Source organism: Pedobacter steynii, from assembly GCF_900103665.1.
Classification (GTDB): Bacteria; Bacteroidota; Bacteroidia; order Sphingobacteriales; family Sphingobacteriaceae; genus Pedobacter; species Pedobacter steynii.
This window is the reverse complement of record NZ_FNGY01000016.1, coordinates 97651-114724: the sequence shown is the minus strand read 5'-3', so window position 1 is coordinate 114724 and position 17074 is coordinate 97651. Positions and strand designations below refer to the sequence as shown.

The window sequence follows — 17074 nt, the reverse complement described above, 5'->3', positions numbered from 1 at the left end:
GGAATTTACTCCTGACGTTTGTGAAAAAGAAAAACCAAACCCAGTTCACAAATGAAAATCCTGCTGATCGCATTCCTCAGTACCACTACTTTATTTTTTCAGTCCTTAAAATCAAATGCTCAAAATATCCGGAGCATCTCTGCAAAGGTGATCGATTCAAAACAAGAGCCCCTTATGGGAAATGCACTGCTCCACTCTGCTGAAGATCCCACTTTTGTAAAAGGCATTAGTTTCCTCAACGGCAGCTTTGAGTTGTCAGATATCAATCAGAAAGAAATCACCTTGAAATTAACCTCCTTACTTTTTGCCGATACCCTGATCAGGATCAAATACAAAGGGGCAGCACATGTTGATTTGGGAACAATCATTGTAAAACAGCATCACCTTCAACTGAATGAAGTTCGGATCAGTGCCCAGCAGCCGTTAACCAGGTATATGAGCAATGGCAACCTGGAAGTGAAGGTCGCCAATACCATTCTTGCGAATAGCAGTTCCCTGACAGAGATACTCAGCAGGGCTCCCAATGTCATCGTCAGTGACGGACAGATTGCTGTGGCAGGTAAAGGTGAAGCTGCCATTTACCTCAATGGCAGGCTCATTACTGCTGAACGCATGTCTTCTATTCCCACTTCGCAGATCGAGAAGATTGAGGTCATTTCCAATCCCTCTTCAAAATATGATGCGGAAGGAAAAGCGGTCATTAATATCATTACCAAAGTGAATACAGGAATGGGCGTTCTCGGGTCTGTCGGCCAGCAGGTTACGGCGTCTGAGTTTGCGGGTGCGAATACCAATACCATGTTTGATCTCAATTACAACAAGGGAAAATTTGCGCTGGTAGGGAACTATGGGCTGTTTCAGGGGAGCAACCGGGAGCGGTTATATACTACCAGAACCAGGCCTTCCGAAAATGATTATTTACGATCAGAATTAACCACAAACTGGCGACGTAAACTCCGTAATTTCTCCAATTATGGATTGGGTGCTCAGTACAATATCAGTAAGGATCAGAGTGTTTCCTTAGGTTACAGCGGCAATTTAGAAAAACAGGGCGGAAGCCAGGACAGTAGAAACAGCATTACCACCAGGGAAGGGACACGATTTTACACGAGCGATATCAAAAAGGACGAAGGGCGGTTAAACCACTCCTTTACCCTTAATTACAACCAGACGACAGACACGCTGGGTTCTGTATTATTTGTCGGCAGTCAGTATTCGGATTATCATGCCGACATCAATGATCTTATTGATGAACGGAGTCTGATTGATGGAACGGATGGTTTCAGGGCCTTAAAAAATGATGTTGAGCACAAAATTCTGATTTCCAGTACCCAGGTTGATTATACAAAAGTGTTCCGTAGCAGAGAGAAGCTGGAGTTTGGGCTTAAATTCAGTTATGTGAATACCAATTCAGGTACAAATTTCCTGATCGCAGACAATGGCGGCGATTTTAAGCCGGATGAAAACTTATCCAGTGATTTTGAATATAGGGAAAAAATACCGGCTGCTTATCTCAATTACAGCGGTTTGATGATCGGCAAAACGAACTTCGGAATAGGCCTTAGGGGAGAATGGACCAATTATACCTTGAATACAAGTGTGGGGGGAGGACAGGTGATCCGTGATCACTATTTTAATGTTTTTCCGAACCTGCTGCTCAGCAGGATGATTTCTGATCAGCTTAAATTAAGTGCTGCTTACGTGTCGAGGATTACCCGGCCAAGGTATCAGGCATTAAATCCCTTTGTGATTTATCAGGATCCTTTTACCACTATTGAAGGAAACCCCAATCTGCAGCCGGAGAAAGTCCATTCCTTTGAATTGGGGGCAAATTACCGGAAAGTTGACCTGAGAGTGGGTTATAATTATGTGATTGATCCGCTTACTGCCGCTGCTTTGAGGGGAAATACGCCCAACAGCTATGTTTTAAAAGGCATCAACCTCGATAAAAGTCATGCTTATTTCGCTGCGCTTTCCGTCTCCACGGGTGTTGGATTCTGGACGGCCATAAATACGGCGAACCTGAGTTATACTAAAATGATAGACGATGAGTTTTCTTTTGTTTCTCAGCCTTCGAGGCCGCAATGGTATTTGTATTCCAGCAATACGTTTAAGGTGAAAAACCTGTTTAAACTGCAATTGTTGGCCTGGTATCTTGGCGACAGGTCCTCCGGGTTATATCAGGACCGAAGCAGATCATCAGTCAGCATTGGTATTGATAAAGAGTTTTTTAACGATGCGCTGAAGTTAAAGTTTTTGGCAAACGATATTTTCAGTAAAACAAATAGTTCCGGAAATTACAGCGTTGGGCAAACGGACATCTTCTATAACAGAACCTATAACAACAATTATTTCAGGCTGATGGCGACCTATAGTTTTGGGAAGCTGAAAAACAACAGTTACAAAAATAAGGCAACAGGGCAGGCAGAAAACAACAGGGCAAACTAATCAACAGGTCTATCCTTGCTAAACACCGCAATGGATAGACCTGCTTTATACATTTTAAGCGTTACTCAAAACCTGTTCGGGAACAACGAGCTGATGAACCATTACTCCTCCTTTCCAAGTCTCCAGGACTTCGATATCACGCATGTGCATGTAATTCTTTTTCAGATGGAGGGGGTCTTGTTTAAGGATCACAAAATCTGAGAAATGGCCGGCCGCCAAGCTGCCTACCCATTTTTCAGCATAGCAATGGTAAGCCGCATCAGTGGTTACCGCGCGCAGGGCTTGCTCCGGACTGATACATTCTGCCGCATTCAGGACATGAGCCTCAGGATTCTCCGGTGTTGCTTCCATGATTCTGGTAATCGATTGTTCCATCATGCGTAAGGGGCCAAGTTGGGTCACTTCACAATCGGTATGCAGGGAGATCCTTAATCCCGCATCAAGTGCCGATTTACAGCGGTCCAGAATTTCCGCCTTTTTATCAAATATAGCTGTACGGAAAGCGTAGCCCCAGTATCCGACATGTCCAATCAGGAAACTTGGCAGAATTTCCAGTCTTTTCAAGTCCTTAATGTTTTGATCTGAAAGTAAAGAGGCATGTTCTATCCGGTGTCTGACCGGGCTGCCAGTTTGGTTTTTGATCACCTCTTCATATACCTTGATGGTAAAGTTGATGGCTTCATCTCCGTTTGCATGGGTCATGAGTGGCCAGCCCCATTTTATGGCAATGGTATTCAGGAGTTCTCTGTAGGGTGCCGGAACTTCGACGGGTTCAGGATCCTGTTCTGTTGTAAAATTAAATTTCCCTTTAGAATCCGGCAGACAGCAATAATGTTCAGACTGGTAGCCTGTTAAACCCTGATTAGAACCATCGGAGATGATTTTCGCATTTCCATAATAGATATCCGAGTATTCGGTAACCGGTTCGTATTGCGTTAGTTTATCGGCATCTTTTTGTGTACTGCACATCTTTGCGGCGCCAATCCGGATGTTATTCGGGTAAAACTGAAGGTAGATCTTGAGCAGACTTTTGAACACATCATTCATTCCCGCATCATAGAGGAAGGTATTTCCGCGTCTGTTTGCTTCTTCAATAAACTTTTGCAGATGAGAAAAACAACCAATCACCATTTCAGCAAGTTGTGATAGCGGGATGGTTTTTAAAGCAGGCTCCATTCCAAGGCCTTCCTGCAGTTGTCCGTGGTTACTTGCTTTATACTCCTCGAAAGTCATTTTGTCGTTGATGTCTGGAGTATGATCATAGGTCAGTTGTAGTGCTTTGGTATTGACATAGGCGGTATGCATAGATGCGCTTAACATCAGCAGGGGCACATCTGTAACGATCAGGTCTAATGAATCGCAGGTGAAAGTCGTCAAACCAATGCCATTTTCCGCATTGGGATCGTCGTATACAAAAGGCATCAATGCCGGATCAGCTCCTTTACCCAATAGCCAGGCTCCTTTGTTGTATTTCTCTTTATTGGGGCCATTCCGTTCCTCTTTGATGAGGGTGGCAATCGTATCTGGTGTATATTCTGGTTTTAACTTCTGGTCATAGAACCTGCTCAAATCCAGCCATCCCATCAGTAGCGCAGTTGGAACGATATGAACATGCGGGTCTATAAATCCCGGGAGCAGGACCTCGTAATCCTCGAGCTGCCTGGATGCAAAGGCAATACCCTGATTGCGCATTTCAGTTTCGACATCATCTTTTTTACCGGTAGCGATTACTTTACCCTGGTGAATGCCGATGGCTTCAACAGTATTCATTTCTCCATCTGTAAGCGGTCTGATGGTACCGCCCGAAATCACCAGCGATAAGGCTTCCGGGGAAGCATGATGTTTGAGTCCTTCCGCAGCTTTCGAGATTTTTTCGGGATGAAATAATTCCTCTTCGAGGATGTTCCACATTGGATTGTTGCACGCGCAATGCGTACAGCCCAGGTGGGCTGACTTTTGATTTTCCATAAGGAGAGCGTTTTATAGGGTTAATTAATTCAATAATAACAATTTTTTACGTAAAAAGCAATAGGTGTGCGGATGTTTTAAGAATGAATTACAAAAACAACCGATGGTGTTTTTTACATATACCTAATTTTAAGTATTTTTTTTTGTCTTCAAACTCCTTAAAATTGCCTGCCTGATTTTATTTCCGTTGGGTGATTGGTTGTTTTCTACGTGGAGAATGACGATTCATGATTTGCCACTCCGCTTTCTGTCGCCTCCTGGACTGAAGGATTTTTTTGCAATTGTTAAATTAAATATGCTCAACCAAAACGCTCAACCAAACAACGATTCTTATGGGACCATATATTAAATCTTTTAGGGATGTCATTGAAGAACTAAAACCTCAATCGGAAGAAGAGATTAAATTTTTGCCGCTTTGTCATACTACGACACAGGGATATGCGATTAGCATCATGCATGAAAAGGGGGCGATTCCGAAGCCCTGCAAGGTCTATAATGAAAACCTGGTGTATTTCTTCTATGGCAAATCGTCTTACATAACTTCAGAAGATTTGTCCAGCTATACCGATGATCCTCCAATGACCTTTATTTTTGACATTAAAACCATCGGTACGGATAGTTTTAAACGGATTTTACCTTTTGATTCCGGAGGATTTACACGGATGAAATCCATATTTCATAAAGAAAATTATGTTTTAGAAGACCCCGATATTTTCCATGTGCTGGCCTTCATTAAGCTTCTTTTTGGGAATAATGAGGCCTATATCCAGTCGAAGGTCAATGTAGAAGAGCTTTCGAAACACAAAGATTGCTGCCTTGAAATCGGCCACTTAATTAACCTGTACCAGCAGGCTACAAGGGGAGAAAGAAAAGTCGGGCCACAGTTTTTTTCCATCGAGGCACAATGTGATAAGGTGATTCAGTTTACGCCGACCCATCTGGTTTTGCCTTATGAGTTTTACAATACTGTGTATTGGGGGACGAATTTCAAGAACCAGTTTCCAAATATCCAGCTGCACCAATATGGGCATGAGGAGAGTCTTGCCAGGCCGGGAATTCCCCTTGAGGCCTGGAAACATCAGGACCTGATGAGTAGAAAAGTAGAAGAAATTATAACTGGCTTATCTTAATTCTGATTTAATATGAAAGGATATGTATACGCAGGCGTCCTCCAGCCTTCGCTCGACGCGGATAAGTTCATGACCTCCTTGTTTAAAAAGGGAGATGACTATTACGTGCAGGTGGAAGAGGGGGAGAAGATCACCGGCTTTAGGCCGATTGAGATTACCAGGCCCATTTTAAGTCCTCCCGGGGAAGCTGTTGTTGTGACTGAAAATGAAGATTACCTCTATAGTTTTCTGACCGGTGCGTCGGAACTGAAATTCGGAACCAGGCGGGAGATGGAACTTCAGCTCCTTCCTTTGCTGAGCATTGAAGATTTGTCGGTCCATTCCAGGTTAATGATCAGCTCCTTTCTGAACCTTTACCAGAAAAGAATTGAACTGATCTGTGATTCTAATGAGAACCTCCGGGAGAAGGGGCTGGACTACAAAATCAGTCCTGATCTGCCTTTTATGGATACCACCGATTACGTGACACACAGCCATGCGGTACTGAAAAAAATACTGGAAAAATACCAGCGTTTTAAAGAAAGGAACAACAGCATCAGGCTGGAAGATATTGCTTTTTTAAATAAGGACCGGGCTTTTTTTAACAATTATAACCTGAAAATTGAGCTGCTGGCGAATAAACACTGTCTGCAGGTTCCTGAGCATAAACAGATGATGAGTGAACTGATCATGGTATTTGTGCAAAAGGACCGCGAGCTGCTCAAAACCTTTCTGTTTGGTCATACTGAAGCCTATAAGTTTTTGCTCAGTTCCGAATATATCATTCTTCAGCAGTCTGAAATAGAATCCTTTCTTTCTCAGAAGGTGAGCGTAAGGGGTATTTCTCCCGACACCTCTGTTCTGGAAGTGGGGATCAACGTAGATAAACTGCTGTATGAAACGGCCATTGAACCCTTAGATAAAGTCCTGGATGGCGCCTCAGATGAAGCAGAGGATGTGCTTAGGGAAAGTGAATCCAGTTCATTAGACCAGTCAGTAGAGGCTATTATTCGATTTTTTAAATAACAACAACCGATATGCAACAAACGGATACTGATTATCATTTTATACTCAACTGTTTTAGCCCTTCAGATATTGACAATATCATTACGGACCTCGAGCTTCATAGTGAGGGCTATGAATTCCTCTATGCACTGGATACTTACGATGTGATGGAAAACTACCTCCCTTATATCGAGATTGAGTTGTTTTCAAAGGGGGATTCCCATTTTCAGGCGCAGAAGTTTATCTGCTATGATTATTTCTTTGGCGAGTTGAACAAGACCAAATGTATTCTTTTAGAGGAGTATAAGGTGGAGCTGGTGGCGGCGAAGAACAAGCTTGCGCGACACCTGAGCCATGCAGGTGCAGTGATCGGAAACCTGGAATCGCTTAAAGCAGAGACCGGTGATTTTCTGAACCATCCGGAAAAGTCAGCAGCCTTTTTCAGAAATAATTTTGAGGTGATCCTGCTCTTATTGATTTTGAACGACAAGTCTTATACGATACTCAATGAGTTTTTTGTTTTCATCCGCGACCGGCTGGACATTTCCGGCATCAATATCCCGAATAAAGGAGATATCTCTAAGATTGAAAGGCTTTTTGAGCAGAGCGAAAGAACTGATTTTTCTGTGGAGCTGTTCAGGGCTTATGTAGAGAACAACAGGAAAAATCTGATTTCAGTACCTCCGGCGGAACGGCATGTTTTTCTGGAAAATACCTTTAGGGATATACAGGTGATTGAACGTGTTGGCCAGATCAATTCCGGAATGAAAGAGACGGACTTGAAGTATACCCTGATTTACCTTTCTTCGGCAAGGAAAACGGGAGAAATTTTTAAGGTCAGGTCTAGTCTTCAGAAGACTGGAAGCGGGCTGGAGGAAGAGAGAGATACCCACAGAAATGTCTTTCAGTATTTTTTGTTTGACCGCCTGAAGAACGAGTTTAAAGAAGATCTGGATGCAGCAATTCTGATCCTGAGAGACCTGAGGAGCTTACTCGTTAAACTCAAGACGGATAACTGGCTTGATGCAACAGCAGATGAAGCGGATAAACTCACCCTGCTCAGGGTGAAGGGATACTTCGACCATAAATCCAATATCCTGGACAATCATTTCTATTACAGTATATATGAGAAGTATAAGTCGACCTTTTCCCAGCTCAGCGATAAAGGAGGCCGGACTGCACTTGATCAGGAGGAATTGTTGCAGATCATGCGGGAAATTGACAAAAACCGGGACATCCATAAATCGCGTCTTTATGAACTGGAATCTGCAGTAGCGGTTTTAAATCAGACTTTTGATGTAGCAGATGCCTTTTGGGGTGGGATGGACTATGAGCCGGAATATCGCTATGGCAAGGACATCATCCGTAATCCCTATCAGCATCTCCCCATACTGCCTTTTGTAAACAACTCGATTTACCCCCCTTTGATGGAGAAACTCTATGAGTTTCTGAACCTGAATGTGGAGATGCAGGAGGTTGATTTTGACCAGATCAGAGGATGTGTAAAAGAGGTGATCGATGAGCTCTATCTGCTCGAAAATAACGTGTATTCGAACTCGGTAAAAGAAATGGTTTTTACCTATCTGAATTTTGTGGTGCAGCGAAGGGCAATTGCGCTGGGGCAGGATCCTGCGATGTATGAGGGCTTAGAGGAAAAGGTGATCCTGAATCTGGAAAGGCAGTTTGAAATCATTGTGCATCAATATACTTCGATTGACTATGACCGCATTGCTGAAGCCAATAAACTGGTTTATAAGCAGGGAGGAAATGAGCTTCTGGTAGAAATTGTCTATATGTTGCTTTGGTTGTATAGGAGAAATCTGGAGGAAGATAAAGGGATCAGCCGCGGCCTGGAGCTCATTAATCCGGATCTCGATGATCCACGTATTTTCCAGGGAATAGGGCTATGTTATCTTTCCAAGGTCTATCAGTTTTTGAAGTCAGACGAGCAGGCTGATCTTAAGAAATTGCGTTCGGATATTGATGCCGCAATACAATACCTGCATATGGCCGAACAACGTTTTCAGCTGTTGATCAACGAGGAATACAGAAGCCCGGTTTCGCTGCTGATTATCAAGAACTATACCGCGTTACTGAACTCTCTGGCAGATATGAAAATCCGAAAATATGAACTGCAGGACGATCCTGATTTTTCGCTGATCAGCATGGCAAGAAAGCATATTGACGACATCAGGAATTATTTTGAGCTGATCGGGCTATTGTTCGATGAGCATCCGACTTACCCCTCAACCGAGATGGAAATCGAATACTTTGAGGCCCTGGATTATTATAACGAGGGACAGATCAATCATGCCAGGGAAAAAATTGTGTCTGCTTCCATACGTTCAAATTCCATTCATAAACTGAAAGTGACACCTAAGTACGTAGATGCCATCTTTTTGAAAAAATCAGAGCGGCTGAGTGAACTGGCCAATAGAATTATACACCACCATCCTAAAAAATAAATATGGAAAACGAGCAATTGACTTTTTTAAAAGGCAGTATTCAGAAAAGAATCGAAGGGATCGATGGGCGGCGTGTCTACTATCGCAGGAGTGCATTCAACACTTACATCACTGTAGCAATACTTTCTACTTTGGTGACCATTGTTCTGGGACTAAACCTGCAGGATTATAAAGAAGAGATCCGTATTATCGCTTTGCTGATCTCCAGTCTGGTCACCATTGTCAATTATTACAACACCTTTTTCAATTTTAAAACCCTATGGGTGGCTAACAATGAGGCGCTGAACAGGTTTTATGCCTTACGTTTCGCCATTGATTTTTTTGAAAAAGGAGCTGATCAGGATGTTTTGAAGATTAAAGCTTTCAGTGAGGAATATCAACGCATTCTTGACGGACTGAACCAGGAATGGAAGAAATCCCGTTTGGACAGCGTTTAGTGGCTCATTAAATACGAGATTTAGCGGTTCTACTTTTATGTTTAAATTCATATGTTTGTGGACTGGTAATACTGCCCATGGAGGGCATAATAAGATTTTTTTTGAATTTAGAAGTTATGTCCTATCATCCTTTAAAACGCGTTTTTATCCTGGCCATATTCCTGGCTTCTTTTTGCCTGGTTACTACGGCTCAGGTCAAATCAAAACCACTGTTCCTGCCTCCTAAAATTCTAAAAATAGATGTTGACAGCCGGGAATTAGCCCTGGCCTCCTCTCCGCTGTTAAAGCTCATTGATCGGGCTGGTCAGGAATCGCCACTGGCTTTCGCATGGCAGCTCAATGCGGATACACTGATTAAAGCGAAGGATGTTTTTCGCGAAGCGATTGAGTTTGACGGTGGTGCTACGATCCGGCAGGCGATGGCTATAGATACGGTCAGCCTTCAGAAGAGTTCCAAACCCGATTATGAAGTAAGGCGGAATTTCTATAGCTTTTCTACAAATCTGGCTGTTTATGAGGTCAGTCAGAAAAAAGGAAAACAGATTTTGGTATTAGAGAAGGCGAATTCGAAGGATAAGCATTATTTCAAGGTTTTCCTGGATAAAGCCGCAAAAAAGATTCTTAAGATACAGAATTTAAGTACCGGACGCTTTTACCTGCCTGTACCCTTCGAAGGCCCGTCAATTTCACTTTAGGCATTTTTCTTCTGTTTTTCTTCATTTCCTGAGCCTCAGCCGGAACTGCAAATCAGACATCAAAACCTAATTGTACTGGATTTATTATTCATAGGGTAGGCCTTCAGCGTTGTCCTGATTTTTTTATGGCAAAATAGTTTAGCTTTTAATACGTCATATTGACTTAGTATTAATCGGAACCTGTGATGGATTTGATTATGGCGCTTTTATTACCGGAAGGCCATCAATAAATTTAACCAATGTGGGGATCAATTCTGGATGAAGCGGCAAATCACTCCTGGTATAAGTAGCTGCATTTTGTACGGGGTCAGCAGGACCGGCCTTCAAAATGTGACTCATTCCCGGAATCAATTTCAACACCGCATGAGGTTCGGCCTTTTTCAGTAACTGTGCGTCGTTTACGCTGACCTGAATGTCGTGTGTACCCTGTACAATTAACACCGGTATGGCTAACTTTTTGATGGACTGTTTGGGGTCGTATTTCATCCATGAATACAGGTAAGGCTGCAAAGCCGTATTGAATAGCATATTGAAACCGGCATCCATTTTCTGTTTGGTGAAATGGCCAACCTTTATACTATCAATAATTAAAGCCGCCTTTGCGTAATCAATAGTGGAGACCTTGCTTTTAAGTTGCGTTTTTAAAATTACATCAGCAGGTACGCCGGGAGCTGATAAACTGATAAATGCATTTGGTTTTTCACGTTCGGAAGCCAACATTCCTATTAAGGAGCCTTCACTATGTCCTGCCACAATAACCTTTGAAAAGCGTTTATCCGCTTTCAACATTTTAATCACGGCCAGGGCATCCTCAGCCATATCCTCGAAAGTAACCTCAGAGAGGGCCTTAGTCGATGTACTTTGACCAATCCCGCGCTTATCGTACCTAAATACTGCAATGTTCTTTGACTTCAGCGCATCGCTGACCTGTAAAAAATAGTTTGGTTTACCGTTTATTAATAGAGAATTTCCATCCCTGTCTGTCGGGCCTGATCCTGCAATTAACAGTACTACAGGGACGGGGGCCGTTACTTGCGGGAGAGAAAGCGTTCCTTTTAATACCGCAGTTCCTGCATTGATGGTAACCGAGCCGGGTAATTCTCGTTTATCTTCCGTTAATTTTCGTTTATCCTCCATTAAGAAAAAACCAATAACCTGGTTAGCCTTATCCATATTAATATGCAAAACCATCCCGGGTTTTTCGAACGTTGCCATATATACATCGGTTCCTTGCTGAATACCCACATAGTCACTCCGCGTTAAATTGCCCAGTGACCCCTTTATCTGTGCTATTGCTGAGCCCAGTGTGGTTAAAGGAAGTTTTGATCGAACTTCCTCAGCCATAAGCGTATACAGACTATCTGCTTTTCCCGCATTAAAATACTTTATGAATGCTGCGGTATGTAATTCAGCAATCGCATTTTTTTGAGCATAAGCAGGGCTAAAGAGCATTAGCGCAATAAAAGCTATGAGGGACGACTTTAGGTATATTTTCATTTATTGATCTTTATTCATTTGACTACTTATTGATTAAATCTACGCCCGTTAAAGGCCTACCTGCCGAAAACACGGGGAAAGCGGCGACGGTTCTCGTCGACAAGAACGGCGAGCTGGTAGTTCTCCTCCGAATCGATGGCCAGATTCTCGATATCATCTATGCCATAGGAAAAAGGATTTTTACCTACTTTACGGTTGCCCCCGGCAAGGAATGTTTTGCGGTTAAATACATGCAATATGCCGTCTTCTACAAAGGTGTTCGGTCTGTCTTCGCGTATGAAATCCTTGTCGCTATCGTAATATCTGCGGTTCAGTGTCTTGATCGTAAATACTGAATCGTTGGCGCGGTCTTCCGGATTAACCACATACTTGTCGTAGGTTTCGATCACGTTCCCGATGGTCTCTTGTTTCAGGAAAGGGAAAATCGGGCCGAGTTGCAGGAAATGTTCTCCCTCCACATGTTCCAGGATTGCTGCGGTCGCGCGGTCGGAGGTAAGTTCCAGCTCGATCTCCTGAGGTTCTGCCTTATAGACGTTGATCACCTTTACTTTGTCGGAGCGTGAGTAACTGCTTCTGATTCTGTCTGAATCGGTGTTGATCACGATCTTCCCGATCCTGGAGATTCCTTCCAGTTTATCAATCATTACGCTGTAGAGGAAGCCCCTGGAAATGCGTTGGAAATGTCTGTCAGGGAAAAAATAGCCGGCCTCCTCAGGGATTGAAATAAGTGCCGTTAATGAAAAGTTATCCATTGTTTGAGAGTTGGTTTATAAGGCTAATGTACGAATCGCCATGCGCTGTTGGTCACACTATCGAAAAAAATACAGCTGTTACACCTTCAATAGCTCCTTTAATGCTTCATCTTTATCGTTTAACATGTCGTACACTGTGTCTCCATCCACATTGGGCGTATTTTTATCTGCACCAGCTTGAATTAAGATTTTGACGCATTCCAAAGTCCCGCTCAAACCATTTGAGCCTCCATGTTTTAAACCATGAATTGCCCAGAAGAGCGGCGTGGCTTTAAAATCTATACAGCGCTTATTAATTTCTGCTCCTCTTTTTATGAGTTCTTCAACGACTTTACCTCTTCCACACCAGGAGGCCCAATGCAATGCGGTTCCTCCATGACAACCCACATGATGGATGTCGGCGCCTTCTTCCATATAAAAGATAGCGACCTGATCTGCATTTAAGCTCGATGCCGCTGTGAGCGGGGAGTCATTTTTTTCTTTTAATTCGCCACCATTGATATCGGCCCCGTATTTAAGAAAGATCTTTGCCATCTGAATGGCATCTTCCTCGGTATACGTTCCCGAAAAGACGCCGTCACAGATGCGATGCAATGGATGCGCTTTAGTGGTGTTTTGGTCGTCATATGGAATTCCTTCGTTAGCGAGGTTTGGGTTGTTGGAAAGCGCGACTTCAATATCGTTGAAGGCCTTCGTGTCGATCAGTTTTTTCATTGGAATATATTTTCCTTTAATGGTGATGAAGCGATCATTTTATCAGAATGGTGTCTTCAATTGAGCTTTCGTTGATCACGAGCAAATTACGTACGGAACAAAAGAACAGATTTATTTAATTGATTCAAATAATTTGACGTAACAAATCTTCCATCTGAGATTCTAAATCAGGCTATGGAAAAATTGAGTTCAGGTGAGTTCTTCGGCGTAACGAGTCAGAAACTGGAAACAGGCGGACTAATTCTGACCAACACGGCCTATACCCACGATTATGTGGACTGGCACCACCATGAGAATGTCTATTTTACCTTTCTTCTGACAGGAAAGGTAATCGAGGGCAATAAAAAAGGCAAAGTGAACCTCTCGGCAGGAAGCCTGTTGTTCCATCATGTCCAGGAATCGCATTACAATATCAAGCCTCCGGGAGAAACCCGTGGCATGCACCTGGAACTTGAGAGCCGCTGGATCAGGGAAATGTATCCCAATGAGGAGGTAAGAGAGGGAAGCTTTGAAATATCTTGTCCCAAAACAAAAATCTTATTTTACAAATTGCTAAGGGAAAGTCAGATTGCGGATGACATGACCACACTTGGCATTCAAAACCTGGTAATGGAAGCCGTCAGTCCGCTTTTTTCCGGTACAAAGGAATCCCGGTTTAGACCCTCATGGGTCGATAAAGTAGGGGAGCTGCTTCAGGATAATTATCTTTGTCCGCCGGACCTTAAGGCGATCGCTGCCGTAGCAGGAGTCCATCCGGTCCATTTATCAAGGTCGTTCACAAAATACTTTGGTTGTACCATCGCCGAATATATCCGTCTGTTAAAAGTAGAAAGGGCATTTTCCCAGCTTTCTCTTAAGGGAAGTTCACTGAGTACGATTGCCCATAGCTGCGGGTTTGCCGATCATAGTCATATGATCCGCTGTTTCAAAGCTTTTAGCGGGAATACGCCATTGTTTTTCAGGCAGCTCCTAAAATTTTAGCCGGATGTTAATCTCGTTCTATATTGGGCCGTCGCCCTGCCTTATTTTTACAAAAAAAAAATTATGATCCGGAAATTTCACACCATAGTCCTTCTTTTTACACTCCCGCTTTTTGCCTTGCAATCCTATGCACAGAAACTGGCTTTTTTTGATGTCAGGCCTGTAAGAGAGGGAATCCAGACTAGTCCTGCGATTTCTTCTTATAATGTCGGTTCAGACAAGGATTTGTATCTGTTACTGTCGCCGGATGCTTCCCTTCAGACTGAACTCGCCAAACTCTCCCCTTCAGTAAAAACGGAGGATCTATTGGCTATCGGCAACTACAGCTTCGATTTTTATCTGGATGGTAAAAAGGTTTATTCAGAAAACCTTGGGCCGGGAGCGATCCTGCCACAAGATAAAACCACTAAGCGCCCGCTGGATATCGTGCTGATCAGCTCAAACAGGTCGGGTTTATGGAGCATTAACCTTTGGGACCGCTTCATGGCAAAAGCCGGGATGTCGCTTTTAAGTAGGCAGCCAAAGCAGCTGGAAATACGGGTGAGCGTTTATGTGGAACAAAACGGAATAAAATATAGTGAAGTGCAGGCACAGGCACAAATCAATATAACAAGAATTCCAAAGAAAATCGATCCCTTGACAATGGGGCCACAACACATAGCCGCAGAAAGTGGCTTTAAGCTTTCCAAAGCGAAGCTGAATAAGGAACTGATTGTTGCGCTCAATACAAAGGTTGCTGATCAGACTTATCGCATGATCAATGGAATCGTGGTCCTGAAGAAAGGGGAATTGCTGCTGGAACAGTATTATAACGGGGAAAAAAGAGAAACGCTCCACGATCCGAGGTCAGTGAGTAAATCCATGACGGGAACACTTACGGGAATGGCCATCAGAGCCGGTTTTATCCGTTCTGAAAACCAGGTACTAAAGGATTTCTATAAGCTTCAGGATTATGCCAACCATAGTGGTAAAAAGGATAGTGTAAGAATTATAGACCTGCTGAGCATGAGTGCTGCATTTGAGGGCAATGATGAGCTGGAAAGCTCTGCCGGCAATGAAGAGAATATGTATCCAACAGCCGATTATACAAAGTTTACACTTGACCTTTCGATGGTTGCTGATCGTGAAAACGGTAAAAGCTGGTCGTATTTTACCGCAGGCACTAATTTGGTGATGGACATACTCGATAAAAATATACCGGGTGGTGTAGAGGCTTTTGCTAATAACAAGCTATTTGCCCCATTGGGCATTGCTAAATTTGAATGGGCACGAACACCTCAGGGGAAACCTTTTGGTGGTGGCGGGCTCCGGTTATGTGCACTCGATTTTGCGAAGTATGGTCAGTTGTATTCAAATGGGGGCGTATATAATGGCAAACGGCTGCTGGAAAAATCCTGGGTAGAGAAAAGTCTTTCGCCGTTGCAGGTCCTTCCAGCCGATAGAACCGGTTTTTATGGACTTCTTTTCTGGAACAAAGCTTTTGTTGTCGCTGGTAAATCTTATCAGGCATACTATAGTAGTGGAAATGGCGGGAACAAGATCTACCTATTCAAAGAGCTGCCTATTGTAATCGTGATCACCGCTTCCGCTTATGGTAAAGCGTTTGCACATGCTCAGGCTGACGAAATTGTAGAAAAATACTTGTTGCCAGCGATTTTAGATTAAAAATATTGTCTTAGATGTTCTCTTCTAAAATTAACAATATTTAAACTTGCTAAAATAAGTACGATGAACTCCCGGATATTTGAAACGCACAAGGATTTAGCAGCATTTGTCAAATGTTATTGGACATTGGAAAGCCCTAAAGAAAAAACGCCCAAAAAAAATACCATCGTTCCTGATGGCTGCATGAAAATGATTTTTCACTACGGCGACTTGTATAAACATTACAGGGAAAACGGAAATTGTGTTGAGCTTCCGAGATGCTTTGTCATCGGACAGCTGACGGGGCCGTTTGAAGTAGAGCCAGCCGGAGAAACCGGGACTTTTTTTGTTTGCTTTCATCCGAATGGATTTTTACCTTTTGCCACCTTTCCCATCCGGGAAATGGAGAATACAGCCGTTCCATTGGATAAATTGTTTGGAAAAGACGGACAGGAAATCGAACAAAGTATTTTAAAAGCCAGCTCAACTTTGGAAAGAATAAATCTTGTCGAAGCATTTTTATTCAACCGGTTAAGGGATGTGGCAGCCGTTGATCAAATTGTAAAATCAACCGTCGAAACTATTTTGACGGCTAACGGACAACTTTCTGTGGATGAACTTTCCGGGCAAAGCAAGATCAGGCGCAGACAGTTGGAACGCAAATTTTCCTCAGCTATCGGGTTAAGCCCGAAGCAGCTTTCAAAAACAATAAGACTGCAGGCTACACTCAAAGTCTTGCTGAGTAAAAAAATCACGAACCTAACCGCTTTGGCTTACGAAAACGAATATTACGATCAGGCACATTTTATTAAAGATTTCAAAGAGTTTACCGGAATTACACCCAAAGAGTTTTATGGAGACCTTTTAAAGATGTCATTGATTTTTGATCGTAAAGAGGAGTCCTGACGCATTTTTACAATTTTAGGTGATCAGGGCAGGCTAGCTTTGCTGTCTAACTTAAAATAATTCATCATGACAAATGTAAATCCTGTTGGCTGGTTTGATATTAATGTGTCAAACTTAGAACGTGCAAAAAAATTCTATGAAACGGTATTCAACATACAGCTGGTTGACTTTCCAATAGAGTGGGGGAAACAATCCGCCTTTCCTTCAGACGATGAAGGCCTGAATATTTCCGGTGCATTAGTTGAAAAAGAAGAGAGGCTTGCTAATGGAAGTAATACCATCGTTTATTTTGTTTCCGAAGATTGTGTTACTGAAGAGGCCCGCGTTGAAAAAGCCGGTGGAAAAATCAGTACACCAAAAATGTCCATAGGACAGTTTGGATTTGTATCCATGATCATCGATACGGAGGGCAATACTATCGGACTTCATTCCAGAAAATAAGTGGACGATATA

14 protein-coding genes are annotated in these 17074 nt (G+C 42.9%); 10 read left to right on the top strand and 4 right to left on the bottom strand.

Annotated elements, in window-relative coordinates; all coding sequences use genetic code 11:
* Positions 1-51: 51 nt before the first annotated feature.
* Positions 52-2448: an outer membrane beta-barrel family protein gene (locus tag BLQ87_RS31005; protein ID WP_074612785.1), complete on the top strand. Its 2397-nt coding sequence runs from the start codon at positions 52-54 to the stop codon at positions 2446-2448.
* 54 nt (positions 2449-2502) lie between these two features.
* Here the strand turns inward: BLQ87_RS31005 and BLQ87_RS31000 are convergent, their stop codons facing one another.
* Complete coding sequence (locus BLQ87_RS31000; RefSeq protein WP_074612784.1) at positions 2503-4416, bottom strand: amidohydrolase; 1914 nt, start codon at positions 4414-4416, stop codon at positions 2503-2505.
* 332 nt (positions 4417-4748) lie between these two features.
* Between BLQ87_RS31000 and BLQ87_RS30995 the strand changes: the two genes are divergently transcribed.
* From BLQ87_RS30995 to BLQ87_RS30975, 5 genes are all read left to right on the top strand, one after another.
* The gene (locus tag BLQ87_RS30995) at positions 4749-5546 is read left to right on the top strand and encodes a hypothetical protein (protein WP_074612783.1); all 798 of its coding nucleotides are present in this window, start codon (positions 4749-4751) and stop codon (positions 5544-5546) included.
* Positions 5547-5558: 12 nt separating this feature from the next.
* Positions 5559-6551, top strand: coding sequence for a hypothetical protein (locus BLQ87_RS30990; protein ID WP_074612782.1), 993 nt, complete (start codon positions 5559-5561; stop codon positions 6549-6551).
* An 11-nt stretch (positions 6552-6562) separates the two neighbouring features.
* Complete coding sequence (locus tag BLQ87_RS30985) at positions 6563-8995, top strand: hypothetical protein (protein ID WP_074612781.1); 2433 nt, start codon at positions 6563-6565, stop codon at positions 8993-8995.
* A 2-nt stretch (positions 8996-8997) separates the two neighbouring features.
* Positions 8998-9432 carry a DUF4231 domain-containing protein gene (locus BLQ87_RS30980; protein WP_074612780.1) on the top strand — a complete coding sequence of 145 codons (435 nt, stop codon included), beginning with the start codon at positions 8998-9000 and terminating at the stop codon, positions 9430-9432.
* A gap of 101 nt (positions 9433-9533) precedes the next feature.
* Entirely contained in the window at positions 9534-10127 is a 594-nt protein-coding gene (locus BLQ87_RS30975) for a hypothetical protein (protein ID WP_143010604.1), read from the top strand.
* 195 nt (positions 10128-10322) lie between these two features.
* On the opposite strand, the gene BLQ87_RS30970 is transcribed toward BLQ87_RS30975, so the two are convergent.
* The 3 genes from BLQ87_RS30970 to BLQ87_RS30960 all read right to left on the bottom strand — a co-directional run bounded on the left by BLQ87_RS30970 (position 10323) and on the right by BLQ87_RS30960 (position 13090).
* Complete coding sequence (locus BLQ87_RS30970; protein WP_083362152.1) at positions 10323-11624, bottom strand: alpha/beta fold hydrolase; 1302 nt, start codon at positions 11622-11624, stop codon at positions 10323-10325.
* 56 nt (positions 11625-11680) lie between these two features.
* Positions 11681-12376: a glycosyltransferase family protein gene (locus BLQ87_RS30965; RefSeq protein WP_074612778.1), complete on the bottom strand. Its 696-nt coding sequence runs from the start codon at positions 12374-12376 to the stop codon at positions 11681-11683.
* A gap of 78 nt (positions 12377-12454) precedes the next feature.
* On the bottom strand, positions 12455-13090 hold the full coding sequence (locus BLQ87_RS30960; protein WP_074612777.1) for an ankyrin repeat domain-containing protein: 636 nt from the start codon (positions 13088-13090) through the stop codon (positions 12455-12457).
* Positions 13091-13264: 174 nt separating this feature from the next.
* Here BLQ87_RS30960 and BLQ87_RS30955 point away from each other — a divergent pair, with 174 nt between their 5' ends.
* From BLQ87_RS30955 to BLQ87_RS30940, 4 genes are all read left to right on the top strand, one after another.
* Positions 13265-14071 (top strand): helix-turn-helix domain-containing protein, encoded by an 807-nt coding sequence (locus BLQ87_RS30955; RefSeq protein WP_074612776.1) that lies wholly within the window; start codon positions 13265-13267, stop codon positions 14069-14071.
* A 63-nt stretch (positions 14072-14134) separates the two neighbouring features.
* Positions 14135-15736: a serine hydrolase domain-containing protein gene (locus tag BLQ87_RS30950; RefSeq protein ID WP_074612775.1), complete on the top strand. Its 1602-nt coding sequence runs from the start codon at positions 14135-14137 to the stop codon at positions 15734-15736.
* 63 nt (positions 15737-15799) lie between these two features.
* Positions 15800-16621, top strand: a complete 822-nt coding sequence (locus BLQ87_RS30945) for a helix-turn-helix transcriptional regulator (RefSeq protein ID WP_074612774.1) — start codon at positions 15800-15802, stop codon at positions 16619-16621.
* A 66-nt stretch (positions 16622-16687) separates the two neighbouring features.
* Positions 16688-17062, top strand: a complete 375-nt coding sequence (locus BLQ87_RS30940; protein WP_074612773.1) for a VOC family protein — start codon at positions 16688-16690, stop codon at positions 17060-17062.
* Positions 17063-17074 lie beyond the last annotated feature (12 nt).

Coding starts and splice junctions, on each gene's coding strand:
- BLQ87_RS31005 (WP_074612785.1), top strand. CDS start 52: ATGAAAATCCTGCTGATCGCATTCCTCAGTACCACTACTTTATTTTTT.
- BLQ87_RS31000 (WP_074612784.1), bottom strand. CDS start 4,416: ATGGAAAATCAAAAGTCAGCCCACCTGGGCTGTACGCATTGCGCGTGC.
- BLQ87_RS30995 (WP_074612783.1), top strand. CDS start 4,749: ATGGGACCATATATTAAATCTTTTAGGGATGTCATTGAAGAACTAAAA.
- BLQ87_RS30990 (WP_074612782.1), top strand. CDS start 5,559: ATGAAAGGATATGTATACGCAGGCGTCCTCCAGCCTTCGCTCGACGCG.
- BLQ87_RS30985 (WP_074612781.1), top strand. CDS start 6,563: ATGCAACAAACGGATACTGATTATCATTTTATACTCAACTGTTTTAGC.
- BLQ87_RS30980 (WP_074612780.1), top strand. CDS start 8,998: ATGGAAAACGAGCAATTGACTTTTTTAAAAGGCAGTATTCAGAAAAGA.
- BLQ87_RS30970 (WP_083362152.1), bottom strand. CDS start 11,624: ATGAAAATATACCTAAAGTCGTCCCTCATAGCTTTTATTGCGCTAATG.
- BLQ87_RS30965 (WP_074612778.1), bottom strand. CDS start 12,376: ATGGATAACTTTTCATTAACGGCACTTATTTCAATCCCTGAGGAGGCC.
- BLQ87_RS30960 (WP_074612777.1), bottom strand. CDS start 13,090: ATGAAAAAACTGATCGACACGAAGGCCTTCAACGATATTGAAGTCGCG.
- BLQ87_RS30955 (WP_074612776.1), top strand. CDS start 13,265: ATGGAAAAATTGAGTTCAGGTGAGTTCTTCGGCGTAACGAGTCAGAAA.
- BLQ87_RS30950 (WP_074612775.1), top strand. CDS start 14,135: ATGATCCGGAAATTTCACACCATAGTCCTTCTTTTTACACTCCCGCTT.
- BLQ87_RS30945 (WP_074612774.1), top strand. CDS start 15,800: ATGAACTCCCGGATATTTGAAACGCACAAGGATTTAGCAGCATTTGTC.
- BLQ87_RS30940 (WP_074612773.1), top strand. CDS start 16,688: ATGACAAATGTAAATCCTGTTGGCTGGTTTGATATTAATGTGTCAAAC.